We start from the raw sequence: 17117 nt of genomic DNA on the forward strand, positions 1-17117 counted from the left end.
TATGGTATTATTAATAGAATATCCATACTTATATTTTATTTAATTGGATATAATTTAAACCTGAAAGGAAAGAGATGAAAATGTATAATATTTTTCTTGTGGAAGATGAAAAAAATTTAAATGATATATTAGTTTTTTATTTGCAGAATGAAGGGTTTAATGTTAAAAGTTTTATATGTGGATTAGATGCAGAAAAATATGTACAAGAAGAACCTCATTTATGGATATTAGATATTATGCTTCCAGATATGGATGGATATGAACTTATTAAAAGGATAAAAAAACAAAATGATGATACTCCTGTGATTTTTATATCTGCCCGAGATGAAGAGCTAGATAGGGTAATAGGACTGCAAATGGGAAGTGACGACTACATAGCAAAACCCTTTCTGCCTATGGAGTTAGTTATAAGAACAAGAAAGCTTTTAACAAGAATTTATGAAAATAAGAAGATTTCTAAGACTATAAATCTACTAATAAATAATACATATACTATTGATTTTAATAAGAGGATGGTTTTTCAAGAGAATGAAAGGATTGATATTACTTCAAAGGAATTTGATTTTTTAGCTATCATGATTAATAATAAAAATAATGCTTTGTCGAGAGAAGATATCATAACTAAAATTTACGATAAAGATTATTTTGGAAGTGATAGAACTATTGATGATTTAGTGAGAAGAATAAGAAAAAAACTGCCTGAATTGAGGATAGAAACTATATATGGATACGGTTATAGGTGGTGTGAAAGTGAATATTAAATCACTAAATTTTCGTTTGATAATATCCTTTGGGGTGATTATTTGTATTTTTTCAGCAATAATATTTTTGTTTTCTATAAAAGCTTTTAATAGCTATTATTATGAAGATATTTATAGAACTTTGGAAGAAAATGAAACTGTTATTAAGACTACTAATATTAATGATTTTGTTAAAAATAAAGACCAAGATATAAGGAAAATAGAAGAAAAAGTATGGCTTAAAAATGAAGAAAATATTATTGTGAGAAAGTTCAACGATAATCTTAGTTATTTAACGGAAGAAATATTATTAAAGGTTGAAGAGGATATAAAAAAACAAAAGGAAGATAGTAAAAGATATGTTATGGATGTAGATAACAGAGAATTGTTCTATGTTATAACAAAATACAAAGATACATTTGGATATAGTAAAAAAAAGTCTTATGAAAAATCATCTTCAAATATTAAAGCTTTAGATAGTCCTTGTTATTATAAAGTATCTTTTAAATGGAAGGTAGAAGATGATACTCTTGAAAAAAGATTGTTTATACAAATAGGCATTTCATTCATTTGGGGTATAGGAATGATGTTTTTAGTTGCATTTTATTTATCTAGATATTTAACAAGACCTTTGGTAGAACTTGAGAATCATGTTGCAAATATATCTAATAGAGAATTAAATATACCTATAAAAATGAGAAGAGAGGATGAAATAGGATTTTTGGCAAATTCAATTGAAAAAATGAGAAAAGAGTTATTAAAGTATGATGAAGATCAAAAATTCAAATTGCATGCTGTATCCCATGAATTAAAAACACCTATTATGGTAATAAAAAGTTATTTAGATGCTGCAAAGAGAGGATTGTATCCAAAGGGAACTTTAGATGCTTCTTTGGAGGTAATAGATGAAGAATGTAATAGACTGGAAAAATTGGTTTATAATCTATTGTATATGCAAAGGTTAGACTATTTAGATAGTGAAATAAAGAATAGAGAAAAAGTAAATTTAAAAGAAATAGTACAAGGAGTTATAAAAAATTATTCACTTCAATTAAAACAATTAGACATAAAATTAAATCTTGATGATGTAGTTATATATTCAAATTATAATCAATTAAAGGTTATAGTAGAAAATATTTTAGACAATCAAATAAGATATGCAAAAACCTTAATAAAAATATCTTTAACAGAAGATATTGAAAAAATTTATTTAAACTTTTTTAATGATGGTGAATCTATTGAAAAAATAGAAGATATATTTAAGTTGTTTAAAAAAGGGAAAAAAGGACAAAGTGGTATAGGGCTGTATATAGTAAATAGGATTTTGAAAATATATGATGGAAAAATATATGCTAGAAATGTAGAAAACGGTGTATGGTTTCAAATAGAAATTGAAAAATATAAAGAAGTATAGCTAATAGGAATTATGAATAATATGATTCTCTAAATTGTTTATACTATGTGGATAGAAAATCCATTTGCAACTGGATTAGCTACTAGAGTTTTAGTTGATGTAATATAAATAAGGGGTAGAAATATGAAAGACGAATTAATGTTAAAAAAATTAATGGAAACCTACCAACTATTTGCAGAATTTAACGAGAAAACTTTTTTAGAGAATTATAGTAATTTGAACATAAATGAGGTACAGGCTATTTTTATTTATGTAAGGTAAGGCAATAGATTAATATCTAAATTACAAGAAATGTTAATGAGTTGGGCTTAAAAGTGTTGAGAAAAATATAGAGAAACAAGTCATACAGTGAAAATATCGTACTGAATTTTTCAGTACGATATTATTTTTAATTAACTAGCGTTTCCTTGTAAGGTTTGTTCTGAAGTTTCTTTTTCATATTCATGTAAAATATTTTGATCTTTAGCCATGTATCTTGCAACTTTTGGTGCTAAAAAGACGGTTGGCAAAAGAATAATAGAAACTGGAACAGCTGTTACAACAATGAAAGATTGTAATGAAGAAATACTCTCTTCGCCAATGGAAAGAAGTACTGCAGCAACAAATCCCATTACAATAGCCCAAAATACACGAAGACCAGCTGGAGGATTTCCATCTCCAGTAATAGCTATGGAAATAGTGTAAGCCATAGAGTCTCCAGTTGTAGCTACAAAAGAAATTGTTACAAAAAGAAATGCGGCTGCCATTAGTGTTCCCATAGGTAATTGTTTAGTAATTGCAATCATTGCTGCTGGCATTCCTGATGTGTTTAAAGCTTCAGAAATACAACCGGGTTTTTGGAGTTCATAAAAAATACCTGAACCACCTATAACGGTGAACCAAAAGTTTGTTATTAAAGGAGAAATAACTGAGACTGCAATAACTAATTCTCTTATTGTTCGTCCTCGTGAAATACGACTAATGAAAATTGCCATCATTGGTCCATATCCAATAAACCATCCCCAGAAGAATACTGTCCAAGATGATAGCCAAGTAGTATTTCCACGATAAAGACTAAGTTTTAAAAAGTCCTGAAAATATACTGCGATTGAACCTAGAAATGAATCGAAAATAAATCCAGCAGGTCCTAAAAGTAGCATTAATATAACTAAAATTAACGTAAGTATAATATTAAATCTACTTAAAATTTGAATTCCTTTATCAATTCCAGAGGCAGCAGAAATAGCTGCAACTGTTACAAGACCGAAAACAATAAATAATTGCGTTGTATAAACATCTGGAATACCAAAAATACTTTCTAATCCGTAAGATGCTTGTAATCCAAGAAAACCGATTGGTCCAATTGTACCAGCAGCAACTGCGATTACTGAGAATACGTCAACAAGTGTTCCAAGTATACTTTTGGTCATGATTTTTTCGCCGAAAATTGGATAAAATAACGTACGAGGTTTTAATGGCATTCCTTTAGTATAATGTCCATACATTAAAACAATAGAACTTAATGTTCCTAAGATAGACCAAGCTAGAAATCCCCAATGCATAAAAGATTGTGATAATGCTGGAATAACTGCTTGTGGTGTTTTTGAATTAATAGCATTAAATACTGGTGGAGTAGATATAAAATGATATATTGGTTCAGCTGCTGCCCAAAATACGCCGCCGCCAGCAAGTAATGTACACATTATAATAGCTATCCATCTAAAAGTTGACATTTCAGGATGTTTTAGATTTCCTAGACGTACTTGACCAAGTTTTGATACAGACAGCCCTATTGCAACAACAAAGGTTACAAGCATCAATATTTGCCAAAGTGCCCCGAAATATTTTACTGAAGAGTTAAAAGAAGAGTTTACAAGTTTATTGACGAGTTGAGGATTAATAAATGAAGCCAATATAAACAATATAAGAAGTCCCCCACTTATTAGTAATACTGACCAGTCAAGCTGTTTTTTTAATTTCACAATTAGCCTCCTAAAATTTTGTTATTCCTCTATTTGTTAAATTTAATTTACAAGGAATTAGTGTGCAAAAAAGCAACATGTTTAATAATATATGATATCAGCTTAGAATTCAACAAGGTTTAATGCGCTTAACTGTGTTTAGGTGGTAATTAGTGACAAAGATGCGGGGATTACGCTGATAAATGGCTATATGACTTAATTTGTAAATATTAAATTAGTTTTTTGTTATTTATCATAATTATCTGAGTTAATTTCTATGTAAAAATTTACATTTATATAAATTAAATGTATAATATTGGTAAAGAGTGAATTAAGGGGTGGTTATTGATGGCAGGGTTAAATCTTAAGAATATCGAGAAAGTTTATCCAAATGGATTTTATGCAGTAAAAAATCTATGTATAGATATTGAAGATAAGGAATTTGTAGTTTTGGTTGGCCCATCAGGATGTGGAAAATCCACAAGTCTTAGAATGATTGCTGGACTTGAAGAAATTTCTTCAGGAGAACTTTATATAGGCGATAAGCTTGTAAATGATATACCCCCAAAGGATAGAGACATTGCCATGGTATTTCAGAACTATGCGTTATATCCACACATGACGGTTTTTGATAATATGGCTTTTGGATTAAAGCTTAGAAAAAAACCTAAAGAAGAAATTAAAGAAAAAGTTTCACAAGCTGCAAAAATATTAGGTATAGAGAATTTACTAGATAGAAAACCAAAACAACTTTCAGGTGGACAAAGACAGAGAGTTGCATTGGGACGTGCTATTGTAAGAGAACCTAAGGTGTTCTTAATGGATGAGCCACTTTCAAACTTAGATGCTAAATTAAGAGTGCAAATGAGAACTGAAATAAGTAAGCTTCATAAAAGATTGCAAACTACTTTCATTTATGTAACCCATGATCAGACAGAAGCTATGACTATGGGAACAAGAATAGTTATTATGAAAGATGGAGTAGTACAGCAAATATCTGATCCTCAAACTATATATCAGCATCCAACTAATCTGTTTGTTGCTTCTTTCATAGGTTCACCTCAAATGAATTTTATTAATTGTGATATAAAAGAAGAAAATGATAGTATTTATGCTGAGTTTATGGATAATAAGATAGAAATTCCTGAGGACAAAGCTAAGCTTTTGAAAGAAAACGATTGCATTAATAAAGAAGTTATTCTTGGTATAAGACCGGAAGAAATATATGTTAAGGATAGTAAAGCTCAAAACGGCATTAAAGCTAGAGTCGAAGTTACAGAAATGCTGGGTTCTGAATCATATTTATATTTAGATATGAATGGAAACAATATAATAGCAAGAGTTGATTCAAGTACAAAAGTAGAAATAGGAAACAATATAAAGTTTGCTTTTGATGCAAATAAAATACACATGTTTAATAAGGAAACAGAGAAAGCAGTATTCTAAGGAAAGTATGGAACACTTTCCTTAGCGTTTAGCTGCGTGTATTTAAAGTATTCTTCCTGTTTCAGTTAAATCACAAGCTGGAACTACCATGCAATTATTATCACGTAAATTTCTAATTTGCACTAAACTTCTTTTATCGTTTATATCTTCAAGCCATACAGGAACGTTGTTGTATATTACTTCTAGGTTTGAATTAGATTCCATTATAGATTTTGCTCTATCTATGCTTAACATAAAAGATACCTCCTCTTATGCTTAGAATTTGTATTTATAAACTAAATATACGCAATATTCTCATATTGTGTGTTGACAATATTATTAAAAGGTGTTATCCTTTACACGTAAACAACTTAATAAAAAGTGATTTTAATTAATCCTTCGGGGTAGGGTGAAATTCCCAATCGGCGGTTATAGTCCGCGAGCGGTAGTACAAGCTATTGCAGATCTGGTGTAATTCCAGGACCGACAGTAAAGTCTGGATGAAAGAAGAGATTATACTATTGATTATTTATATGCGTTATTGCATATTATATTTTGCGTATAATAAACCCTGAAAATTATATTTTCAGGGTTTTTTGTTTTAGGATTATAAACGTTATTTTTAGAGATAAAAATAATAAGTGATTTAGAAGAGTTTGTGTGCACACATCTTTCTATTTTCAAATGGGTACCCTATCTAATAATCAAGTAAATCTTTCATCAAAGAAAAATCCCTGTATAAAATGTTATTTATAATATTTTTAGTTTAAAACTGAATTTTAGAAGGTGATAGTTAAGTGGATGTAAAGTATATGAAAAAAGCCATTGAACTAGCTAAAAAAGGTGCGGGATATACTAGTCCTAATCCTTTAGTTGGTGCTGTTATCGTTAAAGATGACAAAATAATTGCAGAAGGTTATCATCAATTTTATGGTGGACCTCATGCAGAAGTAAATGCGCTTAATAATGCAGTAGAAGATATTGATGGAGCAGTAATGTATGTTACTTTAGAACCGTGTTCTCACTATGGGAAAACACCACCTTGTGCAAATACTATTGCTAAAACTGGAATAAAAAAAGTAGTAGTTGGCATGAAAGATCCTAATCCAATAGTAGCAGGAAGAGGTATCAAAATACTAGAGGAAAGCGGTATTGAGGTAATAAGTGGTGTTCTTGAAAATGAAGTTAAGGAAATTAATGAAATTTTTATAAAATATATAACTACTAAAACTCCATTTTGTCTTTTAAAAACGGCTATGACGTTAGATGGCAAAATAGCCACGCATAATGGAGATTCAAAGTGGATTACAAATGAAAAATCCAGAAAATATGTACACCAAATAAGAAATAGAGTATCGGCAATAATGGTAGGCATAGGAACAGTTTTGCAGGATAATCCAAAACTAACTACAAGATTAGAAGAAAAAGAGTCATCAGATCCAACAAGAGTAATTGTAGATAGTAGAGGAAGAATTCCTTTAGATTGTAATGTACTAAATGTTGATTCAGAAGCACAAACTATTGTTGTAGTAACAGAACTTGCTGATAAAGATAAGATAAATTCTATTAAAGAAAAAGGAGCAGATGTAATAATAACACCTTCAAAGGATAATAGAGTAAATTTAGCATATTTGATGAAAGAATTGGGTAAAAGAGATATAGATAGTGTTTTATTAGAAGGTGGAAGTACTCTTAATTACTCAGCCTTGAAGGAAAATATTGTGGATAAAGTAATTTCTTTTATAGCACCTAAGATAATTGGAGGGGAACAAGCAAAGACACCGGTTGGTGGAAATGGAATAGATTATATGAAAGATGCTATAACACTTGAAAATATAAAAATATTAAGATTTGAAGAAGACATTATGATAGAAGGAAAGATGACTAATAATTAACAATGAAGAAAAAAATTAAGTAAAGCTTAATTCTAAATCCGCAATTATAACAAGTTGTAATGTGCGTAGGAAGCTTTGCTACTACAATTGTTAACTGTTAATTGATCAAAGGATGGTGAGTAGGTGTTTACAGGGATAGTAGAGGAAATAGGAAGTATTGAATCAGTTAGTAGAGGGACAGAATCTGCTAAGATAAAAATCAAAGCAAATAAGGTTTTGGAAGATGTAAAACTAGGAGATAGTATAAGTACTAATGGTGTGTGTCTTACTGTAACGGAATTTAATAAAAACAGTTTTGTAGTGGATGTTATGGCAGAAACTATGAGGAAAAGTAGTCTCGATAGTTTAAAAAAGGGAAATAAGGTTAATTTAGAAAGAGCATTAAGAGTTGGTGATAGATTAGGCGGACATTTGGTAAGTGGTCATATTGATGGAGTTGGTTCTGTAAAAGATTTTAAAAAAGAAGATAATGCCATATGGATAACTATAGAAGCACCTTCTAATATTTTAAAATATATAGTTTTAAAAGGATCCATATCTATAGATGGAGTTAGTTTAACTGTAGCTTATGTAGATGATGGAAGTTTTAAAGTTTCTATAATTCCTCATACTCAAGATGAAACTATACTAGTTAAGAAAAACATAGGAGACAAAGTTAATCTTGAATGCGATATGATTGGTAAATATGTAGAAAGATTTTTAAGTTTTAAAGAACAGAAAGTATCTGAAAAAAGTAAAATTGATATGAATTTTTTAGAAAAAAACGGATTTTTATAAAAACTGATTATCGAAGGGGAGGATATTAATGAGCGAATATAAATTTAATACTATTGAAGAAGCTATAGAAGATATAAAAAATGGAAAAATAGTTGTAGTTGTTGATGATGAAGATAGAGAAAATGAAGGAGATTTATTAATGGCAGCAGAAAAAGCTACTCCTGAAGCTATAAATTTTATGGCTAAATATGGCCGAGGACTTATATGCATGCCTATGACAGCTAAAAGATTAGATGAGTTAGAACTAAATCAGATGGTATCTAATAATACAGATATAAAAGAAACTGCTTTTACTGTATCAATAGATGCTGTAGGAACAACTACAGGAATTTCTGCTCATGAAAGAGCAATGACAGTTTTAAAAGCTGTGGAGCCTAATGCAAAGCCAGAAGATTTCCAAAGACCTGGACATATATTTCCTCTTAGAGCTAAAGATGGTGGAGTATTAAAAAGAGCAGGGCATACTGAGGCTGCTGTAGATCTTGCAAAATTAGCAGGACTTAAACCAGCGGGAGTTATATGTGAAATCATGAATGAAGATGGAACAATGTCAAGAGTTCCACACCTTATGGAATATGTAAAAGAACATAATTTAAAAATGATAACTATTGCTGATTTAATTGCTTATAGAAGAGAGAAAGAAAGCTTAGTAGAAAGAGCTGCAGAAGCAAAAATGCCTACCAAATATGGGGAGTTTAAAATGGTTGGGTATCAAAATAGATTAAATGGAGAACATCATGTAGCATTAGTTAAAGGTGATGTGGCAAATGGAGAACCAGTATTAATCAGAGTACATTCAGAATGTTTAACAGGTGATGTTTTTGGTTCATTAAGATGTGATTGTGGAGACCAATTAGCAGCAGCTTTAAAAGCAATTAATAAAGAAGGAAGAGGAATTCTGCTATATATGAGACAGGAAGGAAGAGGAATAGGTCTCATAAATAAAATAAAAGCTTATAAGCTTCAAGAAGAAGGTATGGATACAGTAGAGGCAAATATAGCTTTAGGGTTTGACCCAGATTTAAGAGATTATGGAATAGGAGCTCAAATACTTAGGGATTTAGGTGTAAAACAAGCAAGACTTATGACTAATAATCCTAAAAAAATATCAGGAATATCTGGTTATGGAATAGAAATTATTGAGAGGGTTCCTATACAAATAGAATGTAATGAAATAAATGAATTTTATTTAAAAACTAAAAAAGAAAAAATGGAACATATGTTATGTTTTGATAAAGACGAGGAGGAGAAATAAGATGAAAGTTTATGAAGGAAAATTAATTGCACAAGGTTTAAAAGTTGGAATAATAGTTGGAAGATTTAATGAGTTTATAGGTAGCAAATTATTAGATGGAGCTTTAGATGCATTAAAAAGACATGGAGTTAATGAGGAAGATTTAGAAATTACATGGGTTCCAGGAGCTTTTGAAATACCTTTAGTTGCTAAAAAAATGGCTAAGACAAACAGATATGATGCAGTTATATGTTTAGGAGCTGTTATAAAAGGAGCTACTCCACATTTTGATTATGTATCTAGTGAAGTTTCAAAAGGAGTTGCAAATGTAGGATTAGAAACAGAACTTCCTATTATATTTGGAGTGCTTACAACAGATTCTATAGAACAAGCAATTGAAAGAGCAGGAACTAAAGCTGGAAACAAAGGATATGATGCAGCTATGACTGCGATTGAGATGGCAAACCTACTTAAACAAATATAAAAAAGAAGTTAATGTTGGGAGAAGATAAAAATGATACCTTTTCGAAAGATAAAAACCATTTTTTTCGATTATGATGGAACAATTCATAACAGTATGGAAATCTATGGACCAGCATTTAGAAAGGCTTATAATTACTTAGTTGAGGGTGGTTTTGCAGAACAAAGAGAGTGGAAAGATGAAGAGATTCAGTACTGGTTAGGATTTACTAGTGTGGAGATGTGGAAAGAGTTCCTGCCTGAGTTATCTGATGAAATAAAAGAAAAAGCTAGAAAAACAGTTGGGTATGAGATGAAGTCCCTGATTGAATCTAAAAAAGCAATTTTATATGATGGAGCTGAAGAAACTTTACAGTACTTAAAAGACAAGGGATATCATTTAGTGTTTATAAGTAATTGCAGCAATTACTATAAGGATACTCATAATGAAGTATTTTCTTTGGATAAGTATTTTGAAAAATTGGTTTGCGCTGAAGAACATGATTTTATTCCAAAATATGAAGTGCTAGGAAAGGTTATGAAAGAGTATCCCGATGAAATGGTAATGGTAGGCGATAGAAAACACGATATGAAAGCAGGAAAAATGAATAATATATATACAATAGGTTGTAGTTATGGATTTGCTTTAGATGGAGAACTGGATGAAGCAGATTTAATTATAAAAGATATAAGAGAATTAAAAGAATACTTTTGATTAAAATAATAATAAAAACCTGTGCAAAAATAAAATGCATAGGTTTTTTTATAAAAACACATAGTTTGAGATAAATATAAGAGTATACATTACTAGCACTACTAGCTATAAATTTCTTTACTATGATTTGATTTTAGTATGATTTTGAAAAAAATTATCAATATATATTTTTAGTACAGCCATTGTTGGAACACCTAAAAGCATCCCAATAATTCCAAATAGGCTGCCACCTATAGTTACTGCAAAAATAACTAAAAATGGACTAAGACCGACTTTACTTCCTATTAATTTAGGATCTAAATACCATGCATCAAATTGTTGAAGAAAAAATAAAAATATTAAAATTTTTACAGCTATCATTGGATTAAAGAAAATATTTATTATAAAACCTACTATCATACCTATAAATGGACCAAAATAAGGTATCATATTTGTAAAACCAACTATTACTGCTATTAATAATGTATAAGGAGATTTAAGTATGGAAATTCCAATAAAACAAATTACAGCTATAATAAATGAATCAATAGCCTTTATCCCTATGTATGTAGATAGCATATAATGAATATTTTTTAATAAGTTTAAAAAGTTATCTCCATTTTTTTTCTTTAAAATAATATAAATAATTTTTTTAGCATTTTTAATAAATTTTTCTTTATCATAAAGAACATATATAGATATTATAAAACCAAATATTATTTTAGCAAAAAAACTTGTGAATGATAGAGTTTTTATAAAAACTATATTCATTGATTGAAGGAACATATCTTTAAAATTTAAAATTCCTGATTTTAAATTATTTATAAAAAATCGCTTGGAATCTACTCTGTTTAAGAATTCTATATTATTATTTATCCAAATCTTTGCTTGATTAGCAAACTTAGGAGAATTATTAAATAACTCAACAACATTATCTGCTATTTTAGGCAATAGAGAAGTTATAAATATTGTAATTAAACCAATTATCAAAACATAAGTTAGTGATATACTTAAAGCGCGTTTGAATTTTAATTTTTCTTCGAAAAATGACAATAGTGGATTTAGAATATAAGCTATTATAAAAGCAAAAATAAATGGATGAAAAATAGCAATAAAACTATTTATAGATGATAGAACAGAAGTATAATTATCTATAAGCCTTATAACTATAAATAATATAGTACCTGCAATAATCAAATCAATATATGGATTTTTTTTAATATTTAGCAATCAAAAATCTCCCCCTAAATGTATATAAACTTATTACTTTATTATTATACATTTCATACTAAGATACTTCAATGACTCAATTTTCTTATATATTTACTGTGCAATTTTAGCTAATGGAGAGTATTGTCTTAGTTGTATTTATAAGGCTTGTAATGCTTAATAGAATCCTTTGTTTTAATTCATGAATTTAGGTTAATTCCATGAAAGAATAGAATGGAATTAAGTAAATTTTGCATGAAAAGGGGATACTATTAATTAAGTATAAGTATATTACTTATAAGTTTTAAATGTTGCTTAAATTAAAAACAAAAGTATTTAATTTAGTATATTGTTAAGTATAATTGTAATAACCGTAGTATTATTTTTGGAGGATAACTAAGTGAAAGGAAAAATAATAACTGTAATAATCATAACAATAATAATGTCAGCTATAATTTTGTTGTATGCAGGAGCGATTATATTAGGAATTCTAGAATCAGGTATAAGCCATATGACTTTGCTATTAATTATAGGTATAGTTTTAGCAGTACTAGGATCTGTAATCTATACTTTAATTGAAAGAATAAAGGAAATAAAGGAGGAAGATGAAGATGATATTAGTAAATACTAATTTTATTTCAGGAAAAGAAATTGACACATTAGGTGTTGTCAAAGGTTCTACTATTCAATCTAAACATCTTGGAAAAGACTTTATGAGTGGGCTTAAAACTATAGTAGGTGGAGAAATTAAAGCATATACAGATATGATGAATGAAGCAAGAGCTATTGCTACTAAACGTATGGTAGAAGAAGCAGAAGCTTTAGGAGCAGATGGAGTTATAAATATAAGATACACTACAAGTGCTATCATGCAGGGGGCAGCAGAAGTTATGGTATATGGTACAGCAGTTAAAATAAAATAGTAATCAAATAATACTGTTAAGCAATATTTTTATAGTTAAGAATTGAGAGTGGATAGTTGAAAGTGAAGGAAAGAATTAAGCAAAGCTTAATTCTAAATTCTCAATTCTCAATTCTCAACTAAAATATGGGATAAATCTATTGTGAATTCTTCACCAACTTTTTTGAAATCATTGCTCAATCTGCCGCTTTTCTCAGGAAACTTAACAGCATAAGGGGTAAGAAATAATGTTTTTGCATTTTCATTAAGATTTCCATCAATATTAGTTAATTGAAATAGTCCAGTATTAGCAGTTTCTCTAGAAGAGTAAAATTCAATTTTATTTTCTAAGTCATCATGTCCTCTTAATACCATATCATAATCAGTACCTTTAGGAGCCTTAGTATAATAAATTTTTTGTCCTAAGTTATTACTAGTGTATTTTCCTAAAATAATATTTTGACCATTTTCAAGTGTAAAAGTTTTTTTAACTAAAATCTCATCAGTATCTAAAGCTAATTCATTTCCATTAGTCTTAAATTCAAATACCCAAGGACCTTTTTATGTTACAGTATCTATCAATAAATTTATAAAATTTTAATTTTGTATTTGAAATCTTTAATTATGAGAGTTCTTCAATTTAAAGATTTTATAAATATATATTTTGATTTTAATTTTTGCCATACAAAAGCTATGTTTATCATATATATAAAATATCAAATTAATAGCTGAAAAAAGTATATGTAATATAGAAAATGTAAAATTAAATTGATTAGCAAAGTATTATTAAAGTGTTTGAAGTTTTTAAAAGTGAAATTTTAGGTTAATAGGAGTGAATATATATGATAAATATTATATGGTTTTTTTTATTGAGTTTTGGAATAATATTTGGACTTGCTACTGGTAAGGGAGAACTAATATCACAGGCAATAATGAGTTCTACAGAAAAATCTGTAGAGCTTATCATAGGGCTTATTGGAATGATGTGTTTGTGGAGTGGAATAATGAAGATTGCTCAAAAAAGTGGTATAACAGAAAAACTAGCTAAAGTATTGACACCTGTATTGAAGTTTTTATTTAAAGATGTGTCTAAGAATAAAAATGCTATGGGGAGTATATTATTAAATTTAACATCTAATATGTTAGGACTCTCTAATGCAGCTACACCTTTTGGTATTAAGGCTATGGAAGAATTACAAAAGGTTAATCCCAAAAAAGATACTGCAACAGATGATATGGCTCTTTTTTTAGTGATTAATGCTGCGTGTATTCAACTTATACCAACTTCAGTTATTTCTATGAGAGCGGCTTGTGGTTCTAAAAATCCAGGTATGATAATAATCCCCGCCATTTTAACAACAGGAATTGCTGCTATTATGGGAGTCGTTTATTGTAAGATACTTCAAAAATTTTTTTAAAATGTGGAGGGATTAATATTGAAATATATAATAATTTCAATCATTCCTATACTTATTGGAATAATAGTTATTTATGGAATGATTAAGAAAGTAAAAGTTTATGAATGTTTTATAGAGGGAGCTAAAGAGGGGTTAACACTTTGCTTTAACATTTATCCCTATCTTTTGGCTATGCTTCTTGCAGTAGGTGTATTTAGAGAATCTGGTGCATTAGCGTATTTTATAAATATTATTAGACCGATAGTTAAGTTTATAGGGCTTCCGCCAGAGGTTGTACCTCTTGTTATGGTAAAGCCTTTATCAGGTAGTGGAGCTCAAGGCATATACATGGATATATTAAATCAATATGGAGCAGATACATATATAGGATTAGTGGCTTCAATAATAATAGGTTCTACAGAAACTATTTTTTACACACTTACGGTTTATTTTGGTGCTGTAAACATAAAAAAAATAAGACATACACTATGGGCTGCTGTTATGGCGGATTTAACAGCTGTGATTGTAGCTGTTATTGTAGCAAGAATTATGTTTAAAGCTTAGTAATTTAGAGTGAATTGAAAACAATTATTATATTGAAAATTTATATAGGGTAGGGTATAATGTTTTTTAATATATTCTATACGAATACATTTGTGTGTACGTGAAAAACATGGGGGGTTCATATGATAAAAATAAGAATACCAGCTACTACAGCAAACATGGGACCTGGATTTGACAGCTTTGGAATGGCATTGAAATTTTATAACGAAATATACGTAGAGGAAATTGAAAATGGGGTTGAGGTAATCCAAGAGGGAAAAGTATCGCCAATACCTTTGGAAGAAAACTTAATATATACAAGTTTTATAAAGATTTTAAATAAGTATGGATATAAATATAAAGGATTTAGAATTAATATACCAAAGTGTAGTATACCTGTTTCAAGAGGGCTTGGAAGTAGTGCGGCATGTATAGTTGGAGGGATTTGTGCAGCTAATATTTTAATTGGGAATGTCCTATCTGTTGACGATATTATAAAGGAAGCAGTAGAAATAGAAGGGCATCCTGATAATATAGTCCCAGCCGTAATTGGAGGAATGGTTATTTCATTAATAAACGGTGAAAATATTGTATATTCAAAAGTTAATATTCCTCAAAATTTAAGAATGTTTGTTATGATTCCTAATTTTAAATTGAGTACAGAAGAGGCTAGAACAGTACTACCAGAAAAATATACAAAACAAGATTGCATATTTAATGTTTCAAGAGCAGCAATGTTGGTTAATGCTATGAATAAAGGTGAATTGGATAAGCTTCGAGTAAGTACACAAGATAAAATACATCAAGAATATAGAAAAGAACTTATACCAGATGCAGATAAAATATTTAAAGAAGCAGAAAAAAATGGATCGTTAGCAGAGTTTATAAGTGGCTCAGGTTCAACCCTTATGGCTTTAGTAGATGAGAACAACAAAGAGTTTAAAGAAAATATGACTAAGTTTTTAAATACTCTACAGTATAATTGGGAAACACACTTACTAGAAGCGGATTTAGAAGGAGTAGTCGTTTTATAAGTAACAAATAACAAACCTTACATAGATATATGTAAGGTTTATTATTTATAAAAATTTAAAGGTAGAGCTGTTTACAATAAGTCTATTTTCAGTTGTTAGTGGCTGTTATTATTATATGTTTAAACTTTTTTCTGAATAATATTAAAATCACTATACCTTCAAATAACCATTGTATAGCTGTAATCCACCATACATATATCACTGATAAGTTTAATATATAAATTAAATAGTATATAAGTGGAAGACGTATCACCCAACTTGAAATAAGTGAAACTATAAATGGTGTTTTAGTATCCCCACAACCTTTTAGTGCGCCCCCTAGTATCATTGAAATGCCCATAGGAATTTGTTCTACTGAGGCTACCATAAGACAACGACTACCTAAAGAGATTACTTCTTTTTCTGTTGATTTTATAAATAATTTTATTAGGAAATTTGGGCAAATTAAAAATAATATTGCACATAAAGCCATAAAGATTGAACCTATAACCATACAGGTATAAGCGTATTCTCTAGCTTTTTCATAATTTTTTTCACCTATTTTATGTCCTACCAAAGTAGTTGCTGCCACACAAAATCCCCATCCAGGCATAAAAGATAATGCTTCAATTGTAGTAGTTATCTGATTAGATGCAAAAGCAGTTTTACCTATATGCATTATCATAAATACACATAAAAGCCTACTCATTTCCATTGCGCCTTCATGCATTGATGAAGGAATTGAAAGATTTAAAAGTTCTTTTAATTTTTTTATACTGATATGTTTTATGTATTTTATCCTTAATTTAATCTTAGAGTTTTTGATACTGTAAGTTGTAATAAAAATAAAGCCACATGTTTGAGCAATTGCAGTAGCAAAGGCTGCTCCTTTAACTCCAAGTTCAGGAAAGCCTAAATATCCAAAGATTAAAACATAATCTAAACTGAGGTTTATAACGTTAATGATAATAGATGCTATTAATGGAGTTTTGGTATTGCCGTAGCCTCTTAAGAGTCCATTAAACATATTCATTATCATATTAAAAAATAAACCAATGGATACAATTTTCATATAAACTACACCTAAAGATACAATGTCATTTTCAGCACCACCAAAAGTAAGTATTTGGCGAGAAAAAACAAACATATTTAGTGTTATAGTTAAAGCTATAATTAAACCTATAAAAAAACCAAGTGCAGCATATTCTTCTGCAGAGTCATATTTCTTTGCACCGTAATGACGTGCTACTAAAGAAGTGATAGCAATGGAAATTCCCATGGAAATAAATACATTAACAAAAGTATAAAGAACTTGAGAACTAAGTCCAACTGTACTTACTGCAATTTTACCTCCATATTGTCCTACCATAACTGTATCTAAAACCCATATTGTCATATATAAGAACATTTCACCAACAGCGGGTAATGCAAGTGAAATAACATCTTTGATAGTGTTTTTATTTATATTTAACATGT

At 29.2% G+C, this 17117-nt stretch carries 19 protein-coding genes and 1 riboswitch; of the genes, 14 read left to right on the plus strand and 5 right to left on the minus strand.

Translation table 11 applies throughout. The annotated features are described in order from the left end of the window. The first annotated feature begins 80 nt into the window (after positions 1 to 80). From OW763_RS11060 to OW763_RS11070, 3 genes are all read left to right on the plus strand, one after another. Complete coding sequence (locus OW763_RS11060) at positions 81 to 761, plus strand: response regulator transcription factor (protein WP_268041203.1); 681 nt, start codon at positions 81 to 83, stop codon at positions 759 to 761. Further along, positions 751 to 2154, plus strand: a complete 1404-nt coding sequence (locus OW763_RS16915) for a HAMP domain-containing sensor histidine kinase (protein WP_268041204.1) — start codon at positions 751 to 753, stop codon at positions 2152 to 2154. The genes OW763_RS11060 and OW763_RS16915 overlap by 11 nt, the downstream gene beginning before the upstream one ends. A gap of 123 nt (positions 2155 to 2277) precedes the next feature. Further along, positions 2278 to 2415, plus strand: coding sequence for a hypothetical protein (locus OW763_RS11070; protein WP_268041205.1), 138 nt, complete (start codon positions 2278 to 2280; stop codon positions 2413 to 2415). Between the two features lie 131 nt (positions 2416 to 2546). Here OW763_RS11070 and OW763_RS11075 read toward each other — a convergent pair whose 3' ends face one another. Then, on the minus strand, positions 2547 to 4115 hold the full coding sequence (locus OW763_RS11075; RefSeq protein ID WP_268041206.1) for a BCCT family transporter: 1569 nt from the start codon (positions 4113 to 4115) through the stop codon (positions 2547 to 2549). Positions 4116 to 4442: 327 nt separating this feature from the next. Between OW763_RS11075 and OW763_RS11080 the strand changes: the two genes are divergently transcribed. After that, positions 4443 to 5540: an ABC transporter ATP-binding protein gene (locus OW763_RS11080; protein ID WP_268041207.1), complete on the plus strand. Its 1098-nt coding sequence runs from the start codon at positions 4443 to 4445 to the stop codon at positions 5538 to 5540. A gap of 42 nt (positions 5541 to 5582) precedes the next feature. Here OW763_RS11080 and OW763_RS11085 read toward each other — a convergent pair whose 3' ends face one another. After that, complete coding sequence (locus tag OW763_RS11085) at positions 5583 to 5774, minus strand: small, acid-soluble spore protein, H family (RefSeq protein WP_268041208.1); 192 nt, start codon at positions 5772 to 5774, stop codon at positions 5583 to 5585. Positions 5775 to 5910: 136 nt separating this feature from the next. Beyond that, positions 5911 to 6035: riboswitch (FMN riboswitch) on the plus strand. A 281-nt stretch (positions 6036 to 6316) separates the two neighbouring features. On the opposite strand from OW763_RS11085, the gene ribD reads away from it, so the two are divergent. The 5 genes from ribD to OW763_RS11110 all read left to right on the plus strand — a co-directional run bounded on the left by ribD (position 6317) and on the right by OW763_RS11110 (position 10599). Continuing rightward, on the plus strand, positions 6317 to 7414 hold the full coding sequence (gene ribD / locus OW763_RS11090; protein ID WP_268041209.1) for a bifunctional diaminohydroxyphosphoribosylaminopyrimidine deaminase/5-amino-6-(5-phosphoribosylamino)uracil reductase RibD: 1098 nt from the start codon (positions 6317 to 6319) through the stop codon (positions 7412 to 7414). A 123-nt stretch (positions 7415 to 7537) separates the two neighbouring features. After that, positions 7538 to 8191: a riboflavin synthase gene (gene ribE, locus OW763_RS11095; RefSeq protein ID WP_268041210.1), complete on the plus strand. Its 654-nt coding sequence runs from the start codon at positions 7538 to 7540 to the stop codon at positions 8189 to 8191. A gap of 28 nt (positions 8192 to 8219) precedes the next feature. Continuing rightward, positions 8220 to 9446, plus strand: coding sequence for a bifunctional 3,4-dihydroxy-2-butanone-4-phosphate synthase/GTP cyclohydrolase II (locus tag OW763_RS11100; RefSeq protein ID WP_268041211.1), 1227 nt, complete (start codon positions 8220 to 8222; stop codon positions 9444 to 9446). Between the two features lies 1 nt (position 9447). Then, positions 9448 to 9909 (plus strand): 6,7-dimethyl-8-ribityllumazine synthase, encoded by a 462-nt coding sequence (ribH, locus tag OW763_RS11105; protein WP_268041212.1) that lies wholly within the window; start codon positions 9448 to 9450, stop codon positions 9907 to 9909. A gap of 30 nt (positions 9910 to 9939) precedes the next feature. Beyond that, entirely contained in the window at positions 9940 to 10599 is a 660-nt protein-coding gene (locus OW763_RS11110; RefSeq protein ID WP_268041213.1) for an HAD family hydrolase, read from the plus strand. A 120-nt stretch (positions 10600 to 10719) separates the two neighbouring features. Here the strand turns inward: OW763_RS11110 and OW763_RS11115 are convergent, their stop codons facing one another. Further along, entirely contained in the window at positions 10720 to 11808 is a 1089-nt protein-coding gene (locus OW763_RS11115; protein ID WP_268041214.1) for an AI-2E family transporter, read from the minus strand. 379 nt (positions 11809 to 12187) lie between these two features. On the opposite strand from OW763_RS11115, the gene OW763_RS11120 reads away from it, so the two are divergent. Together OW763_RS11120 and OW763_RS11125 are read left to right on the plus strand one after the other, a co-directional pair. After that, positions 12188 to 12418 (plus strand): hypothetical protein, encoded by a 231-nt coding sequence (locus OW763_RS11120; RefSeq protein WP_268041215.1) that lies wholly within the window; start codon positions 12188 to 12190, stop codon positions 12416 to 12418. Next, entirely contained in the window at positions 12399 to 12710 is a 312-nt protein-coding gene (locus OW763_RS11125; RefSeq protein WP_268041216.1) for a YbjQ family protein, read from the plus strand. Before OW763_RS11120 ends, OW763_RS11125 begins: the two co-directional genes overlap by 20 nt. 107 nt (positions 12711 to 12817) lie before the next feature. Here the strand turns inward: OW763_RS11125 and OW763_RS11130 are convergent, their stop codons facing one another. Continuing rightward, positions 12818 to 13186, minus strand: coding sequence for a DUF5643 domain-containing protein (locus OW763_RS11130; protein WP_268041342.1), 369 nt, complete (start codon positions 13184 to 13186; stop codon positions 12818 to 12820). A gap of 344 nt (positions 13187 to 13530) precedes the next feature. Between OW763_RS11130 and OW763_RS11135 the strand changes: the two genes are divergently transcribed. The 3 genes from OW763_RS11135 to thrB all read left to right on the plus strand — a co-directional run bounded on the left by OW763_RS11135 (position 13531) and on the right by thrB (position 15662). Further along, complete coding sequence (locus OW763_RS11135; protein WP_268041217.1) at positions 13531 to 14106, plus strand: nucleoside recognition domain-containing protein; 576 nt, start codon at positions 13531 to 13533, stop codon at positions 14104 to 14106. A gap of 18 nt (positions 14107 to 14124) precedes the next feature. After that, positions 14125 to 14649 carry a spore maturation protein gene (locus OW763_RS11140; RefSeq protein WP_268041218.1) on the plus strand — a complete coding sequence of 175 codons (525 nt, stop codon included), beginning with the start codon at positions 14125 to 14127 and terminating at the stop codon, positions 14647 to 14649. 122 nt (positions 14650 to 14771) lie between these two features. Next, complete coding sequence (gene thrB / locus OW763_RS11145) at positions 14772 to 15662, plus strand: homoserine kinase (protein ID WP_268041219.1); 891 nt, start codon at positions 14772 to 14774, stop codon at positions 15660 to 15662. An 88-nt stretch (positions 15663 to 15750) separates the two neighbouring features. On the opposite strand, the gene OW763_RS11150 is transcribed toward thrB, so the two are convergent. After that, complete coding sequence (locus tag OW763_RS11150; protein WP_268041220.1) at positions 15751 to 17115, minus strand: MATE family efflux transporter; 1365 nt, start codon at positions 17113 to 17115, stop codon at positions 15751 to 15753. Between the last annotated feature and the right edge of the window lie 2 nt (positions 17116 to 17117).

Source organism: Clostridium aestuarii, assembly GCF_026735135.1.
Classification (GTDB): Bacteria; Bacillota; Clostridia; order Clostridiales; family Clostridiaceae; genus Clostridium_H; species Clostridium_H aestuarii.